The organism is Corallococcus sp. CA041A, assembly GCF_003612075.1.
Lineage (GTDB): Bacteria > Myxococcota > Myxococcia > Myxococcales > Myxococcaceae > Corallococcus > Corallococcus exiguus.
Genome location: NZ_RAWF01000004.1, coordinates 48,623 through 72,644, shown reverse-complemented (window position 1 = coordinate 72,644; position 24,022 = coordinate 48,623). Strand labels below are relative to the sequence as shown.

Annotated in this window: 15 protein-coding genes; 12 read left to right on the top strand and 3 right to left on the bottom strand. The window is 69.9% G+C overall.

From position 1 onward, the window contains the following. Positions 1-51 precede the first annotated feature (51 nt). Together D7V77_RS01370 and D7V77_RS01365 are read left to right on the top strand one after the other, a co-directional pair. On the top strand, positions 52-483 hold the full coding sequence (locus tag D7V77_RS01370; protein WP_120574458.1) for a nuclear transport factor 2 family protein: 432 nt from the start codon (positions 52-54) through the stop codon (positions 481-483). Next, a complete protein-coding gene (locus D7V77_RS01365) occupies positions 480-1,328 on the top strand; it encodes an NmrA family NAD(P)-binding protein (protein WP_120574457.1) in 849 nt (282 codons plus the stop codon). The genes D7V77_RS01370 and D7V77_RS01365 overlap by 4 nt, the downstream gene beginning before the upstream one ends. On the opposite strand, the gene D7V77_RS01360 is transcribed toward D7V77_RS01365, so the two are convergent. Next, a complete protein-coding gene (locus D7V77_RS01360) occupies positions 1,293-1,751 on the bottom strand; it encodes a hypothetical protein (RefSeq protein WP_120574456.1) in 459 nt (152 codons plus the stop codon). The two genes, D7V77_RS01365 and D7V77_RS01360, sit on opposite strands and share 36 nt — an antisense overlap. Positions 1,752-2,055: 304 nt before the next feature. Here D7V77_RS01360 and D7V77_RS01355 point away from each other — a divergent pair, with 304 nt between their 5' ends. The 8 genes from D7V77_RS01355 to D7V77_RS01320 all read left to right on the top strand — a co-directional run bounded on the left by D7V77_RS01355 (position 2,056) and on the right by D7V77_RS01320 (position 19,665). Next, positions 2,056-3,300 carry an MdtA/MuxA family multidrug efflux RND transporter periplasmic adaptor subunit gene (locus tag D7V77_RS01355; RefSeq protein ID WP_120574455.1) on the top strand — a complete coding sequence of 415 codons (1,245 nt, stop codon included), beginning with the start codon at positions 2,056-2,058 and terminating at the stop codon, positions 3,298-3,300. After that, positions 3,301-6,363 carry a multidrug efflux RND transporter permease subunit gene (locus tag D7V77_RS01350; RefSeq protein WP_120574454.1) on the top strand — a complete coding sequence of 1,021 codons (3,063 nt, stop codon included), beginning with the start codon at positions 3,301-3,303 and terminating at the stop codon, positions 6,361-6,363. Further along, positions 6,363-9,467, top strand: a complete 3,105-nt coding sequence (locus D7V77_RS01345; protein ID WP_120574453.1) for a multidrug efflux RND transporter permease subunit — start codon at positions 6,363-6,365, stop codon at positions 9,465-9,467. The genes D7V77_RS01350 and D7V77_RS01345 overlap by 1 nt, the downstream gene beginning before the upstream one ends. A 10-nt stretch (positions 9,468-9,477) precedes the next feature. Next, positions 9,478-10,929 carry an efflux transporter outer membrane subunit gene (locus D7V77_RS01340; protein WP_120574452.1) on the top strand — a complete coding sequence of 484 codons (1,452 nt, stop codon included), beginning with the start codon at positions 9,478-9,480 and terminating at the stop codon, positions 10,927-10,929. Between the two features lie 143 nt (positions 10,930-11,072). After that, positions 11,073-12,956, top strand: a complete 1,884-nt coding sequence (locus tag D7V77_RS01335; protein WP_120574451.1) for a methylmalonyl-CoA mutase family protein — start codon at positions 11,073-11,075, stop codon at positions 12,954-12,956. Beyond that, positions 12,956-15,142, top strand: a complete 2,187-nt coding sequence (gene scpA / locus D7V77_RS01330) for a methylmalonyl-CoA mutase (RefSeq protein ID WP_120574450.1) — start codon at positions 12,956-12,958, stop codon at positions 15,140-15,142. Before D7V77_RS01335 ends, scpA begins: the two co-directional genes overlap by 1 nt. Next, a complete protein-coding gene (gene meaB, locus D7V77_RS01325; protein ID WP_120574449.1) occupies positions 15,139-16,122 on the top strand; it encodes a methylmalonyl Co-A mutase-associated GTPase MeaB in 984 nt (327 codons plus the stop codon). Before scpA ends, meaB begins: the two co-directional genes overlap by 4 nt. A gap of 75 nt (positions 16,123-16,197) precedes the next feature. Next, entirely contained in the window at positions 16,198-19,665 is a 3,468-nt protein-coding gene (locus D7V77_RS01320; RefSeq protein WP_120574448.1) for a methylmalonyl-CoA mutase family protein, read from the top strand. 48 nt (positions 19,666-19,713) lie between these two features. Here the strand turns inward: D7V77_RS01320 and D7V77_RS01315 are convergent, their stop codons facing one another. Both D7V77_RS01315 and D7V77_RS01310 read right to left on the bottom strand, forming a co-directional pair. Continuing rightward, entirely contained in the window at positions 19,714-21,273 is a 1,560-nt protein-coding gene (locus tag D7V77_RS01315) for a hypothetical protein (protein WP_147451948.1), read from the bottom strand. Positions 21,274-21,352: 79 nt separating this feature from the next. Beyond that, entirely contained in the window at positions 21,353-22,093 is a 741-nt protein-coding gene (locus D7V77_RS01310) for an SDR family oxidoreductase (protein WP_120574446.1), read from the bottom strand. A 155-nt stretch (positions 22,094-22,248) separates the two neighbouring features. Between D7V77_RS01310 and D7V77_RS01305 the strand changes: the two genes are divergently transcribed. Continuing rightward, a complete protein-coding gene (locus D7V77_RS01305) occupies positions 22,249-23,172 on the top strand; it encodes an AraC family transcriptional regulator (protein WP_120574445.1) in 924 nt (307 codons plus the stop codon). A 96-nt stretch (positions 23,173-23,268) separates the two neighbouring features. After that, the gene (locus D7V77_RS01300) at positions 23,269-24,021 is read left to right on the top strand and encodes a ferritin-like domain-containing protein (RefSeq protein WP_120574444.1); all 753 of its coding nucleotides are present in this window, start codon (positions 23,269-23,271) and stop codon (positions 24,019-24,021) included. Position 24,022 lies beyond the last annotated feature (1 nt).

Here is a 24,022-nt window from a genome sequence, read left to right as displayed (position 1 = left end):
CCATAACGGGCGCCCTATTCCTGGTCCATCACCTCTTGCTGGAGGCCGCACATGGACCGCACTTCTCCTGACCTGGCACGGCTGATGGACGCGCACCTCGCGCTCATCGCCACGGACGTCGAGCGCTGGCTGACGCTCTTCGCGGACGACGCCGTCGTCGAGTTCCCCTATGCCTCCTCGCTCGGCGGGCCTGCCCGGCTGGAGGGCATCAAAGCCATCCGCGCCTACTTCGCGCCCATCACGAAACACTTCCGGGGGCTTACCTTCACGAACGTCCAGCGCTCCCCGAGCGTGGATCCAACGACAGGCTGGATGGAGGTGCACGGCTCCGCGACGCTGCAGCCCGGGAACATCCCCTACGAACAGGACTACGTGATGCGGATGCAGGTGCGTGACGGCCGCATCGTGCACTACCGCGAGTATTGGAACCCGCTGGCCGCGCCCCGCGGCACCTTCGAGTCCTTCGCGAAGGAGCAGGCATGACGCGCATCCTCGTCATCGGAGCCGCCGGCAACACGGGCCGCCCCATCGCGGAAGGGCTCACGGCCGAGGGCTTCACGGTGCGCACCGCCACGCGCGACACACGGCCGCCCGTCACCGCCGCCGAACACGTGCGCTTCGACTGGGCGGACTTGTCCACGCACAGGCCCGCGCTGGAGGGCGTGGACCGCATGTATGTCCTGGCCCCCGCGTTGGTGGAAGACCCGTCCGTCCTCATGATTCCCGTCCTGGAACGGGCGCTGGCTGGCGGCGTGCGGCGGGTCGTCCTGCTTTCCGCGTCCGTCGTTCCGGAGGAGGGCCCGGGGCTGGGGAAGGTGCACCACTTCCTGCGCGGGCACGTGTCCGAGTGGAGCGTGCTGCAGCCGTCATGGTTCATGCAGAACTTCATCAGCCCCGTCCATCATCACCACGCCAGCCTCCGCCGCGACGGCCGGCTGGTGACGGCCACGGGCCAGGGGCGGGTGGGCTTCGTGGACGCGGAGGACATCGCTGCGGTGGGGGTCCGCGCGCTCGCGGACGCGAAGTCGCACGACACCGCGCACGTCATCACCGGCCCCCAGGCGCTGAGCTACGACGACCTCGCGGCCATCCTGTCCCGGGTGTCGGGCCGCTCCATCCGGCACGTGCACGCGACGCCCGACGAGGCACAGCGGCACCTTCAGGGCTCCGGCATGCCGGAAGCCTACGCGCGCTTCCTCACGATGCTCGACACGCTCATCCGAGACGGGACGGAGGACCGCGTGACGGACACCGTGCAGCGGGTCACCGGCCGCGCTCCACGCGACTTCGAATCATTCACCCGGGCCCACCTGGACGCCTGGCGTTGAGTTCGTGTCCGGGCCCAGGACGCTCACGCCCTTGACGCCGATGACGATGACCGCCGTCAGCGCGATGACGGCGCCGAGGATCATCATCGGCAGCTTCACCCAGAAGGGCGTGCGGTCCCACGGGCGCCCCGTCAGGAGGCCGGTGAGGCCCGCGATGAAGTAAGCGGCGCCCAGGAAGAACGTGGGGAGCGTCAGGAGCTGGGACAAGACACTGTTGCCGCCAAATCCCAACCAGACCAGGCCCGCCATGATGACGGCGCCCAGCAGCACCAGTCCCGTGCCCTTCGCCAGGAGCCCCAGCGCGCGGCGCCGGACAGCACCGGGCGTGAGCGACGCGTGGTTGCTCCCCGCCTCGGCGGACAGCCGCTGCACGCCGTCCAGCGCGAGCTGCCCTTCGAGGCCGGGCTTCGTCTCGGAACTCATGGCCCGGGAGTCTACGGGCTTCCCGTCGCCGTTCGCCATCGCACAGGCGCGCCGCCGCCCGGGTGGCGGACGGCGGCGCGGACGGCTCAGGTGCAGTACTTCGGATAGTGGGTGTTCGGCAGGCAGACCATGACCTGCCCACCGATGCAACCACAGCGGTTGGAGTCGCAGTCCATCGCGGTGATGTCCGTTGGAGGGCAGCGCCCCTCCCTTCGGACGGCTTGAGGGCCCGCGCGTCCGAACACACGTTGGGAGGCCCTGAACCGCCGGCTCCTCCACGGTGGGTCCCCTGGCGGTTCTTCGCATGCCCACGCCCCCTCCTCCCCATCACCGGCGCCCTCGCTGGGGGTGGCTGATGCTGCTCGCGGGGCTCCTCGTGCTGTCCATCATCGTCGCGCGGAGGCTCGAGCATCCCCGGGGCTCCGGCCACGCGGCCGCTGACGGCGGCGCGGGTGCACAGGGCCATGGGGCACGGGGCCCCCAGTCCGTGGTCACGGCACGAGCGGGGACCCGGGATGTCCCAGTGTTCCTCACCGGTCTGGGCGCGGTGACGCCTACCGCCTCCGTCGCCGTGCACTCCCGGGTGGACGGTCAATTGATGCGAGTGGCCTTCCAGGAGGGCCAGAACGTCAAGGAAGGCGACCTGCTGGCTGAAATAGACCCGCGCCCCTTCCTCAGCCAGTTGGAGCAGGTCCGGGGACAACTCGCCCGCGACGAGGCCGTGCTGGAGAACGCCCGCGTCGACCTGCGTCGCTACACCGCGCTGCTGGAGCAGGACTCCGTCGCCCGGCAGACGCTGGACACCCAGCGGGCCCTGGTGCGCCAGTACCAGGGCATCGTGAAGGCGGACCGGGGCGCCGTCGCCACCGCCGAGCTCAACCTGGCCTATACGCGCATCACGTCCCCGGTGGCCGGCCGCGTCGGCCTGCGACTCGTGGACCCCGGCAACATCATCCACGCCGCGGATGCGACCGGGCTCGTCGTCGTCAACACCCTGCAACCCATCACGATGATCTTCTCCGTGCCCGAGGACCGCGTGCCGGAGGTCCTGGAGAAGCTCGACGCGCGCCAGCCCCTGGAGGTCCAGGCGCTCGACCGCACCCGGCAGCGGCTGCTCGACACCGGCACGCTGCTCACGGTGGACAACCAGGTGGACCCCAACACCGGCACCGTCCGGCTCAAGGCCACCTTCCCCAACCGCGAGACGCGGCTGTTCCCCCAGCAGTTCGTCAACGCGCGGCTGCGCCTCGACGTCCTGCGCGACGCCACCGTCGTGCCCACCGCCGCGCTCCAGCACGGCGTCCAGGGCACCTTCGTCTACGTCGCCCAGGCAAACGACACCGTCGCCGTGCGCACGGTGATGACCGGCCCAGCGGACGGCGAGGACACCGTCGTCAGCCAGGGCCTGCGCCCAGGGGAAGAGGTGGTGGTGGAGGGCGCGGATCAACTCACCGACGGCGCCTCCATCCGGCGGCACGCGGCCACGCGGGGGCCTACCGCACCGGGCGTGGGTGGCAGCGGCACGGGCGCCGGGGACGGCGGGCGCTGAATGTCCGAGCCCTTCATCCTGCGGCCCGTCGCCACGTCGCTGCTGATGGTGGCCCTGCTGCTCGCGGGGGTGCTGTCGTACCGGCTGCTGCCCGTCTCCGCGCTGCCGGAGGTGAACTACCCCACCATCCAGGTCCTCACCTTCCAGCCCGGCGCGAGCCCGGAGGTGATGGCCTCCGGCGTCACCGCGCCGCTGGAGCGGCAGTTCGGGCAGATGCCCGGCCTCAACCAGATGACGTCGTCCAGCTCCAATGGCGCGTCCGTCATCACACTCCAGTTCACGCTCCAGATGAGCCTGGACATCGCGGAGCAGCAGGTCCAGGCCGCCATCAACGCCGCCGCGAACCTGCTGCCCTCGGACCTGCCGAACCCGCCCATCTACAACAAGGTCAACCCGGCGGACACGCCGGTCATCACCCTGGCCCTCACCTCCGACACCGTGCCGCTGACGCGGGTGGAGGACCTGGCCGACACGCGGCTGGCGCAGAAGCTGTCACAGCTCCCCGGCGTGGGGCTCGTGAGCATCAGCGGTGGCCAGCGCCCCGCCGTCCGCATCCAGGCGAACGGCCCCGCGCTCGCCGCGCACGGGCTGACGCTGGAGGACGTGCGCACCGCCGTCGCCGCCGCCAACGTCAACCTCCCCAAGGGCAGCTTCGACGGGCCCCGCCAGGCGTACACGCTCAACGCGAATGATCAGCGCCTGTCCAGCGGCGACTACGCCCCGCTCATCATCGCGTACCGGGACGGTGCACCCTTGCGCCTGTCCGACGTGGCCCACGTCTTCGACGGCGCGGAGAACGTCCGGCAGGCCGCTTGGGCCGGCACCACGCCCGCCGTCATCCTCAACGTGCAACGCCAGCCGGGGGCCAACGTCATCGCCGTCGTGGACAGCGTGCGCAAGCTGCTGCCCCAGCTCCAGGCCACCCTGCCCGCGCAGGTGAAGGTCACCGTCCTGAGCGACCGCACCACCACCATCCGCGCCTCCGTGAGCGACGTGCAGCGCGACCTGATGTTCTCCATCGCGCTGGTGGTGGGCGTCATCTTCGTGTTCCTGCGCAACGCCCCCGCCACCTTCATCCCCAGCGTCGCCGTGCCCCTGTCGCTCGTGGGCACCTTCGCGGCCATGTCTCTCCTGGGCTTCTCCCTCAACAACCTCACCCTGATGGCGCTCACCATCGCCACCGGCTTCGTCGTGGACGACGCCATCGTGATGATTGAGAACATCAGCCGCTACATCGAAGGCGGCACGCGCCCCTTGGACGCGGCGTTGAAGGGCTCCAAGCAGATTGGCTTCACCATCCTGTCGCTGACGGTGTCGCTCATCGCCGTGCTCATCCCCCTGCTCTTCATGGGGGACGTGGTGGGGCGGCTGTTCCGCGAGTTCGCCATCACGCTCGCGGTGACCATCCTCCTGTCCGCCGTCGTGTCGCTGACGCTCACCCCCATGCTGTGCTCGCGCCTCTTGCGCCGACACCCGCCGGAAGAGGACAGCCGCTTCGAGCGCGTCGTGGGCGGCGCCTTCCGCGGGCTGGTCCAGCGCTACGACACCGCGCTCACCTGGGTGCTCCGTCATCGCACGCTCACGCTCCTGGTGGCGGCGGCCACGCTGGCGCTCACCGCGCTGTTGCTCCTGACCATCCCCAAGGGCTTCTTCCCCGTGCAGGACACCGGCGTCCTCCAGGGCATCTCCCAGGCGCCGCCGTCCATCTCCTTCCCCGCCATGGCCGAGCGCCAGCAGGCCCTGGCCCGCGCCGTGCTGGAGGACTCCGCCGTGGAAGGCCTGTCGTCCTTCATCGGCGTGGACGGCACCAACCTCACGCAGAACAGCGGCCGGATGCTCATCACCCTCAAGCCGCTCGCACAGAGGGGCGCCTCCGCCACGGAGGTCATCCGCCGGCTCCAGGCCGCGCTGGTGGACGTGCCGGGCATCTCCCTGTCGCTGTCGCCCGTGCAGGACCTGACGCTGGACAGCCGCGTGAGCCGCACGCAGTACCAGTACAGCCTGAGCTCCCCCGACGCCGCGGAGCTGGACACCTGGACGGGGCGGCTGGTGGACCACCTGCGCACGCGTCCGGAGCTGACGGACGTCGCCAGCGACCTCCAGAACGGCGGCCTGCGGCTGGACGTCACCCTGGACCGGGACACCGCCTCGCGGCTGGGCATCACGCCCCAGGATATCGACGACGCGCTCTACGACGCCTTCGGTCAGCGCCAGGTGTCCACCATCTTCACCCAGCTCAACCAGTACCGCGTGGTGCTGGAGGTGACCCCGGCGCTCCAGCGCGTGGACACCGCCCTGGACAACCTCTACCTGCGCTCCTCGGCGGGAGGCCCGGTGCCGCTAGGCACGCTCGCCACCGTGGGCCGGAGCCAGGGCCCGCTCACCATCAGCCGGCAGGGCCAGTTCCCCGTCGCCATCGTCTCCTTCAACCCTGGCCCGGACGTGTCGCTGTCCCAGGCGGTGGCCGCCTTCGATGGCGTGCGCGACCGGCTCCGGATTCCGGCCTCCGTCCAGACGGCCTTCGAGGGCACCGCGCGCACGTTCCAGGACTCGCTCGCCCACGAGGGCTTCCTGGTGCTCGCGGCGGTGGTGGTCGTCTACATCGTGCTGGGCGTCCTGTACGAATCGTACATCCACCCGCTCACCATCCTGTCCACGCTGCCGTCCGCGTGCCTGGGCGCGCTGCTCGCGCTGCGGCTGAGCGGGATGGAGCTGGGGATGATCGCCCTCATCGGCATCATCCTGCTCATCGGCATCGTGATGAAGAACGCCATCATGATGATCGACTTCGCGCTGGAGGCCGAGCGCGTGGAGAAGAAGCCCGCGCTCGACGCCATCCACGAGGCGTGCCTGTTGCGCTTCCGGCCCATCCTGATGACGACCATGGCGTCCATGCTGGGCGCCGTGCCACTGGCGCTGGGCGGCGGCATCGGCTCGGAGCTGCGCCAGCCGCTGGGCATCGCCATCATCGGCGGGCTCATGGTCAGCCAGCTGCTGACCCTGTTCACCACGCCCGTCATCTACCTGGGCTTCGACGCCCTGGCGCACCGGCGGCGGCGGTAATGAACCCGTCCGCGCTCTTCATCCGGCGCCCCGTCGCCACGTCCCTGCTGGCGGTGGGGCTGGCGCTCTTGGGAGCGCTCGCGTTCAAGCTGCTGCCCGTGGCGCCGCTGCCACAGGTGGAGTTCCCCACCATCAGCGTGCAGGCGCAGCTTCCGGGCGCCAGCCCCCAGACGATGGCCGCCTCCGTCGCGACGCCGCTGGAGCGGCAGCTGGGCCGCATCGCGGGCATCACGCAGATGACGTCGTCCAGCAACCTGGGCTCCACCAGCATCGTCGTGCAGTTCGACCTGTCGCGGAACATCGACGGGGCCGCGCGCGACGTCCAGGCCGCCATCAACGCCGCCCGGAGCAACCTGCCCGCCAACCTGCCCAACAACCCCACCTACCGGAAGGTGAACCCCGCGGACGCGCCCATCATGCTCCTGGCGCTGACGTCCGAGAACAAGGGGCGCGGGCAGCTCTACGACGTCGCGTCCACCGTCCTCCAGCAGAAGGTCTCCCAGGTGAAGGGCGTGGGCCAGGTCTTCGTGGGCGGCGGCGCGCTGCCCGCCGTGCGCGCGGAGGTGAACCCCACCGCGCTGAACAAGTACGGCCTGGGGCTGGAGGCGGTCCGCACCGCGCTGGGCGCGCAGAACGCCAACCGCCCCAAGGGCCAGCTGGAGGACGGCCCCCTCGCGTACACCCTCACCGCCACGGACCAACTGCTGCGCGCGGAGCAGTACCGCCCGCTCATCCTCTCCTATTCGAACGGCGCGCCGGTGCGGCTCCAGGACGTGGCCCGGGTGACGGACAACGACGTGGAGGACGTGCACAGCCTGGGGCTCGCCAATGGCAGACAGGCCGTCATCCTGGTCATCTTCAAGCAGCCGGGCGCGAACGTCATCGACACCGTGGACGCGCTCCGGGAACGGCTGCCGGCGTTCCAGGCCACGCTCCCGGCGGACGTGGACCTCACGGTGATGATGGACCGCACCACCACCATCCGCGCCTCGCTGCGGGACGTGGAGGTGACGCTGCTCACGTCCATTGGCCTGGTCATCCTGGTGGTGTTCGCCTTCCTGGGCAACGCGCGCGCCACGCTCATCCCCAGCGTCGCCGTGCCGCTGTCACTCCTGGGCACCTTCGCGGTGATGGTGCTCCTGGGCTTCAGCCTGGACAACCTGTCCATGATGGCGCTGACCATCTCCACCGGCTTCGTGGTGGATGACGCCATCGTCGTCCTGGAGGACATCGAGCGGCACATCGAGGACGGCCTCTCCCCGCTGGAGGCGGCGCTGCGCGGCGCGCGCGAGGTCGGCTTCACCGTGCTGTCGATGAGCCTCTCCCTCATCGCCGTGTTCATCCCGCTGCTCTTGATGCAGGGCATCGTGGGGCGGCTGTTCCGCGAGTTCGCCATCACGCTGTCGGTGGCCATCCTCATGTCGCTGGTCGTGTCGCTGACGGTGACGCCGGTCATGTGCTCGCGGCTCCTGCGCGCCCGGAAGCCGGGCCGCGCCCGTGCCTCGTTCCAGCCCTTCGAACGCTTACGCCGGGGCTACGCGCGCAGCCTGGCGTGGTCGCTGGAGCATCCGGTGCTGCTGCTCCTGCTCACCTTCGCGGCGGTCGCGCTCAGCGCGTACCTGTTCGTCGTGGTGCCCAAGGGCTTCTTCCCACAGCAGGACACCGGCCGGCTCAGCGCCAGCATCCAGGCGGAGCAGGACATCTCCTTCGCGGCCATGCGCGAGAAGTTCACCGCCTACGTGAAGCTCATCGGGCAGGACCCGGCCGTACAGGCGGTGGCGGGCTCCGTGGGCGGTGGCGGGCCAGGCGGTGGCTCCTCGAACGCGGGCACGCTCTACATCACGCTCAAGCCCCTGGAGGAGCGCAAGGTCAGCGCCGACGCCGTCATCGGGCGGCTGAGGGGGAAGCTCCAGGCCGTGCCCGGCGCGACCGTGTACCTCCAGTCCGCGCAGGACCTGGTCATCGGCGGGCGGCTGGGCAACGCGCAGTACCAGTACACCCTGTCCGCGGATTCACTGACCGAGCTAGACCAGTGGGCGCCCCGGGTGCTGGAGCGCCTGAAGCAGGTGCCCGGCCTGCTGGACGTCAACAGCGACCAGCGCAGCCACGGCCTGGAGACGAACGTGGTGGTGGACCACGACACGGCGGCGCGCTTCGGGCTCACGGCGGCGCAAATCGACGACGTGCTCTATGACGCCTTCGGCCAGCGCCAGGTGTCCACGATGTACACCGGGCGCAACCAGTACCACGTGGTGATGGTGGTGCAGACGCCCTTCTGGCAGCGGCCGGAGAGCCTGAACGACATCTACGTGACGGGCGCCTCCGGGGCACAGGTGCCGCTGGCCGCGTTCGCGAGCTTCGCGCCCGCGAGCACGCTCCTGTCCGTCAACCACCAGGGCCAGTTCCCCTCCGCCACGATGTCCTTCAACCTGAAGCCGGGGACGTCCCTGGGCTCGGTGGTGACGGAGATTGAAGCCGCCGTGCGCGGCCTGGGCCTGCCCGCGGACATCCGGGGCGACTTCAGCGGCGCGGCCCAGGCGTTCCAGGCGTCGCTCGCCACGGAGCCGATGCTCATCGCCGCCGCGCTGTTCGCCGTCTACATCGTGCTGGGCATCCTCTACGAGAGCCTCATCCACCCGCTGACCATCCTGTCCACGCTTCCGTCGGCGGGGGTCGGCGCGCTGCTCGCGCTGCTGCTGTTCCGGCTGGACCTGTCCATCATCGCGCTCATCGGCATCATCCTGCTCATCGGCATCGTGAAGAAAAACGCCATCATGATGATCGACTTCGCGCTGGTGACGGAGCGCGAGGAGCAGCTCGGTTCAAAGGAGGCCATCTTCCGCGCCGCGCAGCTGCGCCTGCGCCCCATCCTGATGACGACGATGGCGGCGCTCCTGGGAGCACTGCCCCTGGCACTGGGCACGGGCGTGGGCTCCGAGCTTCGCAAGCCCCTGGGCATCGCCATCGCCGGAGGGCTGTGCGTGAGCCAGCTGCTCACGCTCTACACCACCCCGGTCATCTACATGACCCTGGACCGCCTGGGCCGGCGGGTGCGCCAGTGGCGGGAGCGCCGCTTCGCGCACCGCCGCCACGAAGGCGCCTGAGGAGCGAACGATGCGCCTTCGCCTCCACGCCACTTCATGGCTCGCCTGCGGACTGATGACCGCCTGCGCGGTGGGCCCGGACTACCACCGTCCCCGCGTCGCGGTGCCCCAGCACTTCAAGGAAGCCGCGGACGGCTGGAAGCCCGCTGAGCCCAATGACAGACATGACCGGGGCGCGTGGTGGAAGCGCTTCAAGGACCCGGAGCTGGACGCGCTGGAGGAACGCGTCGCCCGCGCAAACCAGACAGTGGCGGGCTACGAGGCCGCGTACCGCCGCGCCCGCGCGCTGGTGGCCGAGGCCCGCGCGTCGCTCTTCCCCACCTTGGGGGCGTCCGGGTCGCTGACGCGGGCGCGCGGCGCGGGGCGGAGCGCCAATACCCCTACCGGCACCAACGCCGGCGTGCCCACCGTGGGCAACGTCCAGGACCTGTCCCTGGACGCCACGTGGGAGCCGGACCTCTGGGGCCGCGTGCGCCGGCAGGTCGCGGGCGCGAAGGCCAACGCCCAGGCCGCCGGCTCCGACCTGGACAACGCGAAGCTGTCCGCCCACGCCATGCTCGCGCAGAGCTACTTCCAGCTCCGCGCGCTGGACGCCACGCAGCGCCTGCTGGACGACGCCGTCGTGGGCTACCGCAAGTCCCTCCAGCTCACGCAGAACCGCTACGTGCAGGGCGTGGCGGCGCGGCCGGACGTGCTCCAGGCCCAGACGCAGCTGGCGCTGGCGCAGGCCGCCGCGACGGAGAACGAGATTGCCCGCGCGACCTACGAACACGCCATCGCGGTCCTCGTGGGCGAGCCCGCGTCCAGCTTCGCCCTGCCCCGCGTGCCCCTGGCCGCCACCCCTCCGCAACTGCCCGCGGAGCTCCCCTCCTCGCTCCTGGAGCGCCGGCCGGACATCGCCGCGGCCGAACGCCGGGCCGCCGCCGCCAACGAACAGATTGGCGTCGCCATCTCCGCGTGGTTCCCCTCCCTGAACCTGTTCGCGTCCGGCGGCTTCACCAGCGCCACGCTGGCCCAATGGTTCACGGCGCCCCACCTGGTGTGGGCCCTGGGGCCGCAGCTGGTGGCGACCCTCTTCGACGGCGGCCTCCGCGAGGCGCAGACGGAGGAGGCGCGCGCCTTCTACGCCCAGGGCGTCGCGGACTACCGGCAGACGGTGCTCGCCGCGTTCCAGGACGTGGAGGACCAGCTCGTGTCGCTGCGGGTGCTGGAGCAGGAGGCAGGGATTCAACAGGAGGCGGTCGGCTACGCGCGGCAGTCGCTAGAGGTGGTGATGAACCAGTACAAGGCCGGCACCGTGACGTACCTGGAGGTCGTCACCGCGCAGGCCACGCTCTACTCCGCCGAGCAGAAGCTGGCGGGCATCGCGGGGCAGCGGATGGTGTCCGCGGTGGGGCTCATCAAGGCCCTGGGCGGCGGCTGGGACACGCCCCCTCCTCCGGCCGACGGCACCTCCCGCTGAGGAAGGGACGTGACCGGGCCATTCTGGTAGGCACACGTCGCATGACACGGCGCGTCCGTCCGGGGTCACGGGGCGGACGCCCGCACGCAGGCCCCGCCAGCCTTCCATTGCCCCGGGTAGGGCAATGCGCCTATGGGAGGGGCATGGCTGACGTGCCTCTTACCGCAGCGGACTTCCCGCCCCCTTCCGTCGAGGAGTGGCGCCGGCTGGTGGACAAGGACCTCAAGGGCAAGCCCTTCACGGTGCTCCAGTCGCCCCTGGAGGGCGGCCTGTCCCTCCAGCCCCTCTACACGCCCCAGGACGCCCCGGCGCCCTCCGAACCGCCCGGCGTCGCACCCTACGTGCGCGGCACCCAACCCCTGGGTCACACCGAGGGTGGATGGCTCCTGTGCCAGGAGTACGCGGGCCCTGACGTCTCCGCGACCGCCGACGCGCTCCGCGACGACCTGAAGCGCGGCACGCAGGGTGTGTGGCTGCTGCTGGACGCGCCCCACGGCCTGGACGTGAAGGACGAGGCCACGCTGGCGCGGCTGCTCGCGCACGTGCCGCTGGACCGCACGCCGGTGCACCTGGAGCCGACCGCGGACGTGCTGCGGCCCGCGTCCCTGCTCCTGGAGGTGCTGGCGAAGAAGGCCGGCGCCGCGAAGCAGGCCCTGCGCGGCAGCCTGGGAATCGACCCCATCGCGGCGCTCGCGCGACACGGCGCCGCGAAGGTGGACGTGGCCCGCACTCTGGCGGAGGCCGCGCCGATCATCACGTCGCTGCTCAAGGACGCTCCGGGCCTGCGTGCGCTGCTCGTGTCGTCGCGCCCCTGGGCGGACGCGGGCGCCACATCCATGCATGAGCTCGCGTGGAGCATCGCCACTGGCGTGGAGTACCTGCGCGAGCTGGAGCGCGCGGGCGTGTCCCCGAGCGAGGCCGCGAGGTCCATGCAGTTCGCCCTGTCCGTGGGCGGCCAGTTCTTCCCGGAGATCGCCAAGCTGCGCGCGGCGCGGCTGCTCTGGTCCAAGGTCGTCGCCGCTTCGGGCGGCGCGTCGGAGTCGCAGGCCATGGCGCTGCACGCGCGCACGGCCAGCGCCACCAAGACGCGGCGCGACCCGTGGGTGAACATCCTGCGCGGCACCGCGGAGTCCTTCGCCGCCATCGTCGCGGGCGCGGACAGTGTGAGCACCGCTCCCTTCGACGAGCCCCTGGGCACGCCCGACGAACAGGGCCGGCGCCTCGCGCGCAACACGCAGCTCATCCTGCGCGACGAGTCCAGCCTCAATCGCGTCGCGGACCCCGCGGGCGGCAGCTACTACCTGGAGCAGCTCACCGGGGAGCTGGCCCGCGCGGCCTGGACGGAGCTGCAACGCATTGAAGCGCTGGGCGGCATCTCCCGCGCCATCGCGCAGGGCGACGTGGCCCGCGTCCTCACGGAGACGCGCACCGCGCGCGACAAGGCCGTGCGCACGCGCAAGCTCCCCATCGTGGGCGTCAGCGAGTTCCCCCACCTCCACGAAGCCCCCGTGCAGCGCGAGGCCCGCGCCGCCATACCCGCGCAGGGTGAAGGCATCATCGCGCCGCCTGTCCCGGTGCGCGTGTCCGAGGCCTTCGAGTCCCTGCGCGACGCGAGCGACCGCTACCACGCGGCGCACGGCGTCCGTCCTCGCGCCTTCATGGCGAACCTGGGCACCGTGGCGGAGCACACCGCGCGCTCCACGTGGATCGCCAACGTGCTCGCCGTGGGCGGCATCGAGGCCAACGAGCACCACGGCTTCGCGGACGCGAACGCCGCCGCGGAGCTGTTCGCCAAGGCGGGCACGACGCTCGCCGTCATCTCCGGCCCGGATGCCCTCTACCCGGAAGCCCTGCCCACCTATGTCGCGGCCCTCAAGGCGAAGGGCGCCCGCACGGTCGCCGTCGCGGGCCGTCCCGGTGACCACGAGGCCGCCTTCCGCGCGGCTGGCGTGGACCTCTTCCTCTACGCGGGAGCGGACCTGTTCCAGCTCCTGAAGACGCTGCACACGCAACTGGGAGTGGCCTGATGCGCCCCACCGTTCCGGACTTCTCCCGCGTCGCCTTCGACGCCCCTGAAACCCAGACGCCCGCGCCCGTGCTGGAGCAGCAGCGCGCGCACGCGAGCCAGGCCACGGCCACCGCCGAACGCTGGGACACGCCCGAGGGCATCCCGGTGAAGCCGCTCTACACCCGCGAGGACCTGGAGGGCGTGGCGCACCTGGGCTCGCTGCCGGGCCTGCCTCCGTTCGTGCGCGGCCCCTACTCCACCATGTACGTGCAGCAGCCGTGGACGGTGCGCCAGTACGCGGGCTTCTCCACGGCGGAGGCGTCCAACGCCTTCTACCGCCGCAACCTCGCGGCCGGGCAGAAGGGCCTGTCCATCGCGTTCGACCTGGCCACGCACCGGGGCTACGACAGCGACCACCCGCGCGTCGCGGGTGACGTGGGCATGGCGGGCGTCGCCATCGACTCCATCAAGGACATGCGCATCCTGTTCGACCGCATCCCGCTCGACCAGATGAGCGTGTCGATGACGATGAACGGCGCCGTCCTCCCCGTGCTCGCGCTCTACGTGGTCGCGGCCGAGGAACAGGGCGTGAAGCCCGAGCAGCTCAGCGGGACCATCCAGAACGACATCCTCAAGGAGTTCATGGTCCGCAACACGTACATCTATCCGCCCGGCCCCTCGATGCGAATCATCGGGGACATCTTCAAGTTCACGGCGGAGCGGATGCCGCGCTTCAACAGCATCAGCATCAGCGGCTACCACATGCAGGAAGCCGGAGCGACGCAGGACCTGGAGCTGGGCTACACGCTCGCGGACGGCGTGGAGTACGTGCGCGCGGGACTCGCCGCGGGCCTGGGCGTGGACGCGTTCGCCCCGCGTCTGTCGTTCTTCTGGGCCATTGGGATGAACTTCTTCATGGAGGTGGCCAAGATGCGCGCGGCCCGCCTCCTCTGGGCCCGCCTCATCAAGGGCTTCAACCCCAAGAGCGACAAGAGCCTGGCGCTGCGCACCCATTGCCAGACGTCCGGTTGGAGCCTCACCGCGCAGGACGTCTACAACAACGTCGTGCGCACCTGCGTGGAGGCCATGGCCGCGACGCAGGGCCACACCCAGAGCCTGCACACCAACTCGCTGGACGAGGCCATCGCGCTGCCCACCGACTTCAGCGCGCGCATCGCCCGCAACACCCAGCTCTATCTCCAGTTGGAGAGCGGCACCACGCGCGTCATCGACCCGTGGGGCGGCAGCTACTACGTGGAGCGCCTCACCCACGAGCTGGCCCAGAAGGCCTGGGCCCACATCCAGGAAGTGGAGGCGCTGGGCGGCATGACCAAGGCCATCGACGCGGGCCTGCCCAAGCTGCGCATCGAAGAGGCCGCCGCGCGCACGCAGGCGCGCATCGACTCCGGACGCCAGGCCATCATCGGCGTGAACAAGTACCCGCCGGAGCGCGCGGACAACATTGAAATCCTCAAGGTGGACAACTCCGCCGTGCGCGAGGCGCAGATTGCCCGCCTGCGCGAGCTGCGCGCGGAGCGCAACGCGGAAGACGTCCGCCGCCGCCTGGACGCGCTCACCGAAGCGGGCCGCCGCAACGAGGGCAACCTGCTGGCGCTGGCCATCGACGCGGCTCGGGCGAAGGCCACCGTGGGCGAAATCAGCGACGCCCTGGAGAAGGTCTTCGGGCGCTACGAGGCCACCGTGCGTGGGGTGACGGGCGTGTATTCAGCGGAAGCCGGACAGGCGCAGGGCATCGCGGAGGCGCGGGCGAAGGCGGATGACTTCCTGGCGCGCTTCGGCCGCCGGCCGCGCATCCTCATCGCGAAGATGGGCCAGGACGGCCACGACCGCGGGCAGAAGGTCATCGCCACCGCGTTCGCGGACCTGGGCTTCGACGTGGACATCGGGCCGCTGTTCCAGACGCCGGAGGAATCCGCGCGCCAGGCGGTGGAGAACGACGTGCACGTGGTGGGCGCGTCGTCGCTCGCCGCGGGCCACCTCACGCTGGTGCCGCAGCTCAAGCACGCCCTCAAGGCCCTGGGCCGCGAGGACATCATGGTCGTGGTGGGCGGCGTCATCCCGCCGCAGGACTACGACGCGCTTCGCGCCGCGGGCGCCGCCGCCATCTTCGGCCCGGGCACCGTCATCTCGAAGGCCGCCATCGAGCTGCTCGACAAGCTGGCCGCCGAGCAGGAGGCGGCGTGAAGCTGCTGCCCGCGGACACCTACGTGGACGGCGTGCGCGCGGGCGACAGGGCGGTGCTCGCGCGCGCCATCACGCTGGTGGAGAGCGAGCACCCGAAGCACGCCGCGCTCGCGCAGGAGGTGCTGACGAAGCTGCTGCCCTACACCGGCAAGAGCCGCCGCGTGGGCATCAGCGGCGTGCCGGGCGTGGGCAAGAGCACCTTCATCGACGCGCTGGGCATGCACCTGGTGGGCGGCGGCAAGAAGGTGGCGGTGCTCGCCATCGACCCGTCCAGCAGCATCACGGGCGGCAGCATCCTGGGCGACAAGACGCGCATGTACCGGCTGGCTCGTGAAATGGCCGCGTACATCCGCCCCAGCCCCTCCAGCGGCACGCTGGGCGGCGTCGCGCGCAAGACGCGGGAGACGCTGCTGCTCTGCGAGGCCGCGGGCTTCGACGTGGTGCTGGTGGAGACCGTGGGCGTGGGCCAGTCCGAGACGGTGGTCGCGGACCTGGTGGACTTCTACCTGGTGCTGATGCTCGCGGGCGCAGGTGACGAACTGCAGGGCATCAAGCGCGGCATCCTCGAAGTCGCGGACATGGTGGCCATCAACAAGGCGGACGGCGACAACCTGCCACGCGCCACTCGGGCCCGCGCGGAGTACCGCGCCGCCCTGCACCTGATGCGCCCCGGCGCGGAGCCGGTGGTCACCACGTGCAGCGCCATGGAGGGCACCGGCATCGACACGCTGTGGGCCTCCGTGGAGGACGTCGTCGCGAAGCGCGTTGCCTCCGGCGAGCTTTCACACCGGCGTACCCAGCAGCAGGTGGGCTGGATGTGGGCCATGGTGAACGACGGCCTGCGAGCAGCCCTGCGGGCGCACCCCGAGGTGGCCGCCCTGGTGCCGGTCCTGGAGCAGGCCGTACGCGAAGGCCGCGCGACGCCCACCTCCGCCGCACTGCGTGTGCTGGGGGCATTCCTGCCGCAATCGCAGGCCTGACAAGGCGCGTCGTCCAACGGCCAACGCCTGTCTCAATCGCTTGCCGGGCCTGCACTGCACTCCTAGTGTACGCCCGTGCGACACCCCCAACCGACCACCGCTCCCCAGCCGTACCGGCCCCAGCACCACGTCCGCATCGTCACGGCCGCCAGCCTCTTCGACGGACACGACGCGGCCATCAACGTGATGCGCCGCCTGATGCAGTCCTCCGGCGCGGAGATCATCCACCTGGGCCACAACCGGTCCGTGGCTGAAATCGTGGACTGCGCCATCCAGGAGGACGCCCAGGGCATCGCCCTCACGTCCTACCAGGGCGGCCACGTCGAGTACTTCAAGTACATGATCGACCTGCTGCGCGAGCGCGGCGCGAACATCAAGGTGTTCGGCGGCGGCGGCGGCACCATCCTCCCCACGGAAATCGACGAGCTGCACAAGTACGGCGTCGCGCGCATCTATTCCCCGGACGACGGCCGCGCCATGGGCCTGCAGGGGATGATCGACGACCTCATCTCCCAATGTGACTTCGAGAAGCGCCCGTCCGACTTCAAGGGCCTGCTCAAGGACCCGCTGCCCCGCGAGCCGGAGCGCATCGCGTCGCTCATCACCATCGCGGAGAACTTCGCGGACGCGGGCGAAGAGCTGCGCACCGCACTGAAGACCGCCGGCACGAACGCGCCCCGGGTGCCCGTGCTGGGCATCACCGGCACGGGCGGCGCCGGCAAGTCCAGCCTGGTGGACGAGCTGGTGCGCCGCTTCCTGGCGGACTTCCCGGACAAGACGCTCGCGGTGCTCTCCGTGGATCCGTCCAAGCGCAAGTCCGGCGGCGCGCTGCTGGGCGACCGCATCCGCATGAACGCCATCGACAACCCGCGCGTCTACATGCGCTCGATGGCCACCCGGCAGAGCAACCTGGCCCTGTCCCGGCACGTCGCCCATTCGATTGAAGTCTGCAAGGCGGCGGGCTTCGACCTCATCGTGGTGGAGACCTCCGGCATCGGTCAGTCGGACACCGAAATCACCGAGCACTCGGACGTGGCGCTCTACGTGATGACGGCCGAGTACGGCGCGGCGACGCAGCTCGAGAAGATCGACATGCTCGACTTCGCGGACGTCATCGCCATCAACAAGTTCGACAAGCGCGGGTCGCTGGACGCGCTGCGCGACGTGCGCAAGCAGTGGAAGCGCAACCACAACGCCTTCACCCTGGCCGAGGACGCGGTGCCCGTGTACGGCACCATCGCGTCGCAGTTCAACGACCCGGGCATGAACACGCTCTACCGGGCCCTCATCGACGCGCTGGTGAAGAAGACGGGCGCGACGCTGGACAGCCGCTTCCAGCTCTCGCCCGGCATGAGCGAGAAGAAGTGGATCATCCCCCCGGAGCGCACGCGCTACCTGGCCGAAATCGTCGACGCCTGTGAGGACTACGACGGCTTCGTGCGCGCCCAGGCCGCCATCGCCCGGCGCATGTACCAGCTGCACGGCACCATCCAGGCCCTGCGCCAGAACGTGGGGAAGAAGAAGCTCGAAATCGTCGAGCCGAAGGACGCCACGGACGTGGTGCAGGTGACGGAGCGCGTGGAGGGCGAGCCCGCGTACCTGGGCGACCTGGTGGCGCTGTACCAGGACCTGGAGAGCCGCCTGCACGCGGACTGCCGGCGCCTGCTGGCCGAGTGGCCCGCGACGAAGAAGCGCTACGCGGCGTCCAAGTACCAGTTCCAGGTGCGCGACAAGGTCATCGAGCTGGACCTCATCAGCGAGACGCTGTCGCACCTGCGCGTGCCCAAGATTGCCCTGCCGAAGTATGAGGATTGGGGCGACATCCTGACGTGGCTGCTGCGGGAGAACGCGCCGGGCGCCTTCCCGTTCACCGCGGGCGTCTTCCCGCTCAAGCGCGAGGGCGAGGACCCGGCGCGCATGTTCGCGGGCGAGGGCGGCCCGGAGCGCACCAACAAGCGCTTCCACTACGTGTCACGCGGCCTGCCGGCGAAGCGCCTGTCCACGGCGTTCGACTCGGTGACGCTGTACGGCGAGGACCCGGACCACCGGCCGGACATCTACGGCAAGGTGGGCAACTCGGGCGTGTCCATCGCGAACGTGGACGACGCGAAGAAGCTCTACTCCGGCTTCGACCTGGCGGACCCGTCCACGTCCGTGTCCATGACCATCAACGGCCCGGCGCCCATGCTGCTGGGCTTCTTCCTCAACGCCGCGGTGGATCAGCAGTGCGAGAAGTGGATCCGCGCCAACGGCAAGGTGGAGGAGGTCGAGAAGAAGATTGAAGCACTCTACAAGGAGCGCGGCCTGCCGCGTCCGCGCTACCAGGGCGAGCTGCCCCAGGGCAACGACGGCCTGGGCCTGCTGCTGCTGGGCGTGTCCGGTGACGAAGTGCTGCCGGCGGACGTCTACGCGAAGATCCGCGCGTCCACGCTGCAGGCGGTGCGCGGCACGGTGCAGGCGGACATCCTCAAGGAGGACCAGGCGCAGAACACCTGCATCTTCTCCACGGAGTTCGCCCTGCGCGTGATGGGTGACATCCAGCAGTACTTCATCGACCAGAAGGTGCGGAACTTCTACTCGGTGTCGATTTCCGGGTACCACATCGCGGAGGCCGGGGCGAACCCCATCTCCCAGCTGGCCTTCACGCTGGCGAACGGCTTCACCTTCGTCGAGTACTACCTGTCGCGCGGGATGAACATCGACGACTTCGCGCCCAACCTGTCGTTCTTCTTCTCCAACGGCATGGACCCCGAATACGCGGTGCTGGGGCGCGTGGCCCGCCGCATCTGGGCCAAGGCCATCCGGGACAAGTACGGCGGCAACGACCGGTCGCAGAAGCTGAAGTATCACATCCAGACGTCCGGCCGTTCCCTGCACGCGCAGGAGATTGCCTTCAACGACATCCGCACCACGCTGCAGGCGTTGCTGGCGCTCAACGACAACTGCAATTCGTTGCACACGAACGCCTACGACGAGGCCATCACCACGCCCACGGAGGAGAGCGTGCGGCGCGCGCTGGCCATCCAGCTGGTCATCAACAAGGAGTTCGGCCTGTCGAAGAACGAAAACCCCAACCAGGGCTCGTTCATCATCGAGGAGCTGACGGACCTGGTGGAGGCGGCGGTGCTCAACGAGTTCCGCGCCATCTCCGAGCGCGGCGGCGTGCTGGGCGCGATGGAGCGCATGTACCAGCGCTCCAAGATTCAAGAGGAGTCGCTCTACTACGAGATGCAGAAGCACGACGGGACGCTGCCCATCATCGGCGTGAACACCTTCCTGGATCCGAAGGGTTCCCCCACGGTGACGCCGCCGGAAGTCATCCGCGCGACGAAGGAGGAGAAGGACTACGCCATCACCGCGCGTGACGCCTTCTGGAAGCGCAACGCGAAGACGGCGCCCGCGGCGCTGGAGGCGGTGCGCCGCGCGGCCCTGGACAACGGCAACGTGTTCGGCGCGCTGATGGACGCCTGCAAGGTGTGCACGCTGGGCCAGCTGTCCCGCGCGCTGTACGAGGTGGGCGGCCAGTACCGGCGCAACATGTGATGCGAGCGCCGCGGTCCCGGGTTTCCTGCCCGGGACCGCGGCGCGGGTTCATTCGGGGGCCAGGACTTCGAACTGGCAGCTGGAGTCCCCGAGCGTGGCCGTGGAGTCCGTCCACAGGTCGATGTTGTAGGTCCCGGACGTGGGTGCATTGATGCTCTGCACCCAGCGTTGGCCTACATGTTCCCGGGTGGACTGCACCCAGGTGCCCAGGCCCAGGCTGACGTCCGCGTACAGCTGCACCTGCCCCGGGGTTTCCTTCCAATCACAGCTGAACTGGTAGCGCTGACCGGCCGTGCCCTGGAAGGAAAGAACGTCGTGGTCCACCGGGTCCGGGATGCGAACGGACACGGTCTGCGTTGGCCCTGTCAGCGGCGTCGCCGTGGCCAGGGTGTCGCCGTGGTCATCCGCGCCCAGGTCCTCGATCTGGAGCGTGTAGTGACCCTGCACCCAATACGCCGGCACGGCGGGACTGATGTTCACGCTCACGAAGTGCGAAGTCTGGGACGTCTTGAAGGCCGTCCTCGTGCGGTCACCCGGCGGACCGGTGAACTCGCCGCCCGGTCTGGCATTGCGAACCTCGCAGGCCTTGTCGCCGTCGATGGTGCATGCCCCCCGGTAGTGGTGACCGGCCAGGACGCTCAGGGAGAAGACGTCCGTGTCCGTGACGGTTTCAATCTTCGCCTGCACGGACGAGGTGCCCGCTCCGAGCCGGGTGGCGGTCTCCACGGTGTCGCCGTGGTCCTCCGCCCCCATGTCCTTCAGGACGCACGAATACGGCTGGGTGGTGGTGTTGTCCTGCTGGTCCTTGATGGATGCGAAGAAGACGCCCCCTGGAGACTTGAAGGCCGTGGCGGCATGGTTCTGCAGGGTTGTGTCGTTGTTCGCGACGCCGTAGCGCTGCCCGCTATCATTGATGATGGACAGGTCCCAGTACGGCGTGGGGAAGGTGCAGTCGAGCACGTAGACCTTGCCCGCCACGGTCTTGAAGGAGAGCAGGTCCCGTTCTCCCCAGTGCTCCCCCTTGCCCACCAGGACCTGCTCCGAGGGCGTCCAGGGTGTCGCCGTGGTGGGCAGGTCGCCGTGGTCGTCCGGCCCCATGTCCACGAAGCGGAACGTGAAGGGCCGACGGGCACCCTCGGCCACCCGCGACACCTCCACGGTATGAAAGACGTTCCCCTTCAGTCCCGACCAATGCCGGGTGATGACGGAGGAGGTGGGGGGGAGCAGGCCTTCATACGCGAGCGTCGTGAAAGTCCCTTCCGCCAGGCTCAAGTAGTGGCCGTCGTTCTCCGCTTCGATGATGAAGTCGTAGTGGTGTCCGGCCTGGGTGAGGAAGGCGAACCGGAGCGGTACGCCCCAATCGCCCCACGGGACGGAGTGGACCTCCGTGAACGACGGCGTCAGCAGCGTGTGGCCCTCCGGGATGACGGGCGGTTGCTCCGTCGAACCGGCGTCCGAACCCGCGTCCGGCTCGGTCCCGGCATCGGTCCCGGCGTCGATGGTGGCTCCCGCGTCAGGCGAGGGATCGTCCTTGGAGTCACAGGCGCTCAGCGCGAAAAGACAGGCGCCGAGCATGAAGGCAGGCAGCGGACGTCTCAAGACAGGCATTGAATGGGCTCCCCCTCTGGAGGACGCCCACCCTATGCGATGGCTGGCGCTTCGCCAAACAACCCTTGCGCATTCACTCTCAGTAAGGACTCGACGTGGGGCGGATGATGATTTCGCTCACGTCCACGTCCGCGGGCTGGCTGATGGCGTAGCTGATGGCGCGGGCGATGGCGTCCGCCGGAATGGCGTCCTTGCGGAACTCGCGCATGTACTCGCGCGACGCCGGGTCGCTGATGCTGTCCGCCAGCTCCGACGTGGTGACTCCCGGCGAAATCACCGTCACCCGGATGTCCGCGCCCACCTCCTGGCGCAGGCCTTCGGAGATGGCCATCACCGCGAACTTCGTGGCGCAGTACACCGCCGCCGTCGGGCTCACCGCGTGCCCGCCAATGGAGGACAGGTTGATGAACTGCCCCGCCTTCTGACGCTTCATCACCGGAAGCCCCGCGGCAATGCCGTGCAGCACGCCCCGGATGTTCACGTCGATCATCCGGTCCCACTCGTCCAGCTTCAGCTCCTCCAGCCTGGACAGCGGCATCACCCCCGCGTTGTTGATGAGCACGTCCAGCCGCCCGAACTCCTTCAGCGTGAAGGCCACGAAGCCCTCCACGTCCTCGCGCTTCGTCACGTCCAACGCCTTGTAACGAGCCTCGCCGCCCTTCGACCTCAGCTCGCCCGTCAGCGTCTCCAGCCGGTCCGTCCGGCGCGCGCCCAGCACCACCTTCGCCCCCTGACTGGCGAGCAGGCGGGCCGTCGCCTCGCCAATGCCGCTGCTCGCTCCGGTGATGGCCACCACCTTGCCCTTCATGTCCGTCGTCATCGCTTCCGTCCTCGCTCTTTGGGCCCGGCACGAGGGGTGCCGGGGATGACTGCACCCTCTCAAGGAGCGTGGGGACGGCGGTATCCGGATGCTCGCGGACTCTTGCCCATTCCTGCACGAGCGCCCATCCCCGGCGGGAGTTAGAACGAACGCGCATGCCGACCGACCTGAGCCCGCACCTGTCCGAGCTGGCGACGCTGCTGGAGCGCCACACGCCCACGGACGGCATCCACGCCACCGCCATCCCCCGCATGGTGCTCATCCGCGCCTCCCAGCCCTCCACGCCCCTGCACGCGCTGCAAGAGCCGGCGCTGTGCATCGTGGCGCGGGGCCGCAAGCAGGTGCTCCTGGGCGACGAGCTGTATGTCTATGGACCGGACCAGTGCCTCGTCGCGTCCGTGGACCTGCCAGTCACGGGGCAGGTGGTGGAGGCCTCTCCCGACGCGCCCTACCTCTGCTTCCGGTTGGACCTGGAGCCCGGGCAGCTGGGCAGCCTGATGATGGAGGCGGCGCTGGAGGCGCCCGGCCCCACGGACATGGTCCGAGGCCTGGCCCTGGGTCCGGTGGGCGCGCCGCTGCTGGACGCGACGGCGCGGCTGGTGCGGCTGTTGGACACGCCGCGCGACATCCCCGTGCTCGCGCCGCTCGTCATCCGCGAAATCCTCTACCGCCTGCTGTCCGGCGAGAACTCCGAACGGCTGCGGCGCATCGCCATGGCGGACAGCCGCCGCGAGTCCGTCACCCGCGCCATCCACTGGCTCAAGGAGCACTACGCCGCGCCGCTGCGCATCGAACGGCTGGCGCGCACCGTCCACATGAGCCCGTCCGCGCTCCACCACCACTTCAAGTCCGTCACCGCGATGAGCCCGCTGCAGTACCAGAAGCAGCTGCGGCTCCAGGAGGCCCGCCGCCTGATGCTGGCCCAGGCCATGGACGCGGCCATGGCCGGACACTCCGTGGGCTACGAGAGCCCGTCCCAGTTCAGTCGCGAGTACAGCAGGATGTTCGGTGCACCACCTTCGCGTGACATCGCGAGGCTGCGGGAGTCCCTCGCTTCCGGCCCAACGGCAGTGCGCTAGCCCCCGGGGCCGATGGCGGACCCGGCGCATCGTTTCCACGTTTGCCCCCCTTCCGTGGCCATCGCACCGGAAGGCATCCCTGGCGGGAGGGGCGCGATGTCATCTGGCGAAGGCGGAGACTGGGGACTGAAGCACACGGCGGCACGGCTCACCGCCGAGGAGCTGGAGCAGGTGGCCCGCGAGGAGCCGCCTCGGGATTCGGCCCTGCCCCCCTCGGGCAGCGCCGTGCGGTTCCTGCGGGTGCACCTCATGCGCATCGCGGGCCACCTGGGCGAGTTGCAGCCGCCGGACTTCAGGGAGCTGGTGGGCCAGGCACTCCAGACCGCGGAGGGGCCCACGCCCCTGCTCTTCGTCGCCCAGCTGCGGGAGCGGCTCGCCTTCGAGCGGACCAGCTCACGGCTCTACGCGGGCCTGCTGGTGAAGACCCATGCCCTGGGCAGCTACCCGGGAGGCCCCACGCCGGAGCGGCTGGTGGAGCTGCACAACCAGGAGCTGGACCACCTGAACCTCATCCGCGAGTGCATCTACCGGCTCGGCGTGGACGCGTCCCAGCTGACGGCGCAAGGGGACGGCGCGGATCCGCGTCCCCATGGACTGCTGAGGGCCGTGGACGACCCGTGCGCCACGCTCCCGGACGCACTGCGCGCGGTCCTCATCGCCGAAATCCTCAACAACGCCGGCTGGGCGATGCTCGTGGACCTGGCCCAGGAGCTGGGACCTCCCGACCTGGTGGACGCCTTCCGCGAAGTCCTGCGCGAGGAGACGCTCCACCTGGAAGAGGTCACCACCTGGGTCGCCAACCTGCCGGACGACGTCCGCGTCACCGACGCGCGGGCCTCCGCCAGCTGAG

What these genes read in the sequence shown, in the direction of transcription:
- D7V77_RS01370 (WP_120574458.1), top strand. Translation starts at nt 52, where the DNA reads ATGGACCGCACTTCTCCTGACCTGGCACGGCTGATGGACGCGCACCTC.
- D7V77_RS01365 (WP_120574457.1), top strand. Translation starts at nt 480, where the DNA reads ATGACGCGCATCCTCGTCATCGGAGCCGCCGGCAACACGGGCCGCCCC.
- D7V77_RS01360 (WP_120574456.1), bottom strand. Translation starts at nt 1,751, where the DNA reads ATGAGTTCCGAGACGAAGCCCGGCCTCGAAGGGCAGCTCGCGCTGGAC.
- D7V77_RS01355 (WP_120574455.1), top strand. Translation starts at nt 2,056, where the DNA reads ATGCCCACGCCCCCTCCTCCCCATCACCGGCGCCCTCGCTGGGGGTGG.
- D7V77_RS01350 (WP_120574454.1), top strand. Translation starts at nt 3,301, where the DNA reads ATGTCCGAGCCCTTCATCCTGCGGCCCGTCGCCACGTCGCTGCTGATG.
- D7V77_RS01345 (WP_120574453.1), top strand. Translation starts at nt 6,363, where the DNA reads ATGAACCCGTCCGCGCTCTTCATCCGGCGCCCCGTCGCCACGTCCCTG.
- D7V77_RS01340 (WP_120574452.1), top strand. Translation starts at nt 9,478, where the DNA reads ATGCGCCTTCGCCTCCACGCCACTTCATGGCTCGCCTGCGGACTGATG.
- D7V77_RS01335 (WP_120574451.1), top strand. Translation starts at nt 11,073, where the DNA reads ATGGCTGACGTGCCTCTTACCGCAGCGGACTTCCCGCCCCCTTCCGTC.
- scpA (WP_120574450.1), top strand. Translation starts at nt 12,956, where the DNA reads ATGCGCCCCACCGTTCCGGACTTCTCCCGCGTCGCCTTCGACGCCCCT.
- D7V77_RS01315 (WP_147451948.1), bottom strand. Translation starts at nt 21,273, where the DNA reads ATGCCTGTCTTGAGACGTCCGCTGCCTGCCTTCATGCTCGGCGCCTGT.
- D7V77_RS01310 (WP_120574446.1), bottom strand. Translation starts at nt 22,093, where the DNA reads ATGACGACGGACATGAAGGGCAAGGTGGTGGCCATCACCGGAGCGAGC.
- D7V77_RS01305 (WP_120574445.1), top strand. Translation starts at nt 22,249, where the DNA reads ATGCCGACCGACCTGAGCCCGCACCTGTCCGAGCTGGCGACGCTGCTG.
- D7V77_RS01300 (WP_120574444.1), top strand. Translation starts at nt 23,269, where the DNA reads ATGTCATCTGGCGAAGGCGGAGACTGGGGACTGAAGCACACGGCGGCA.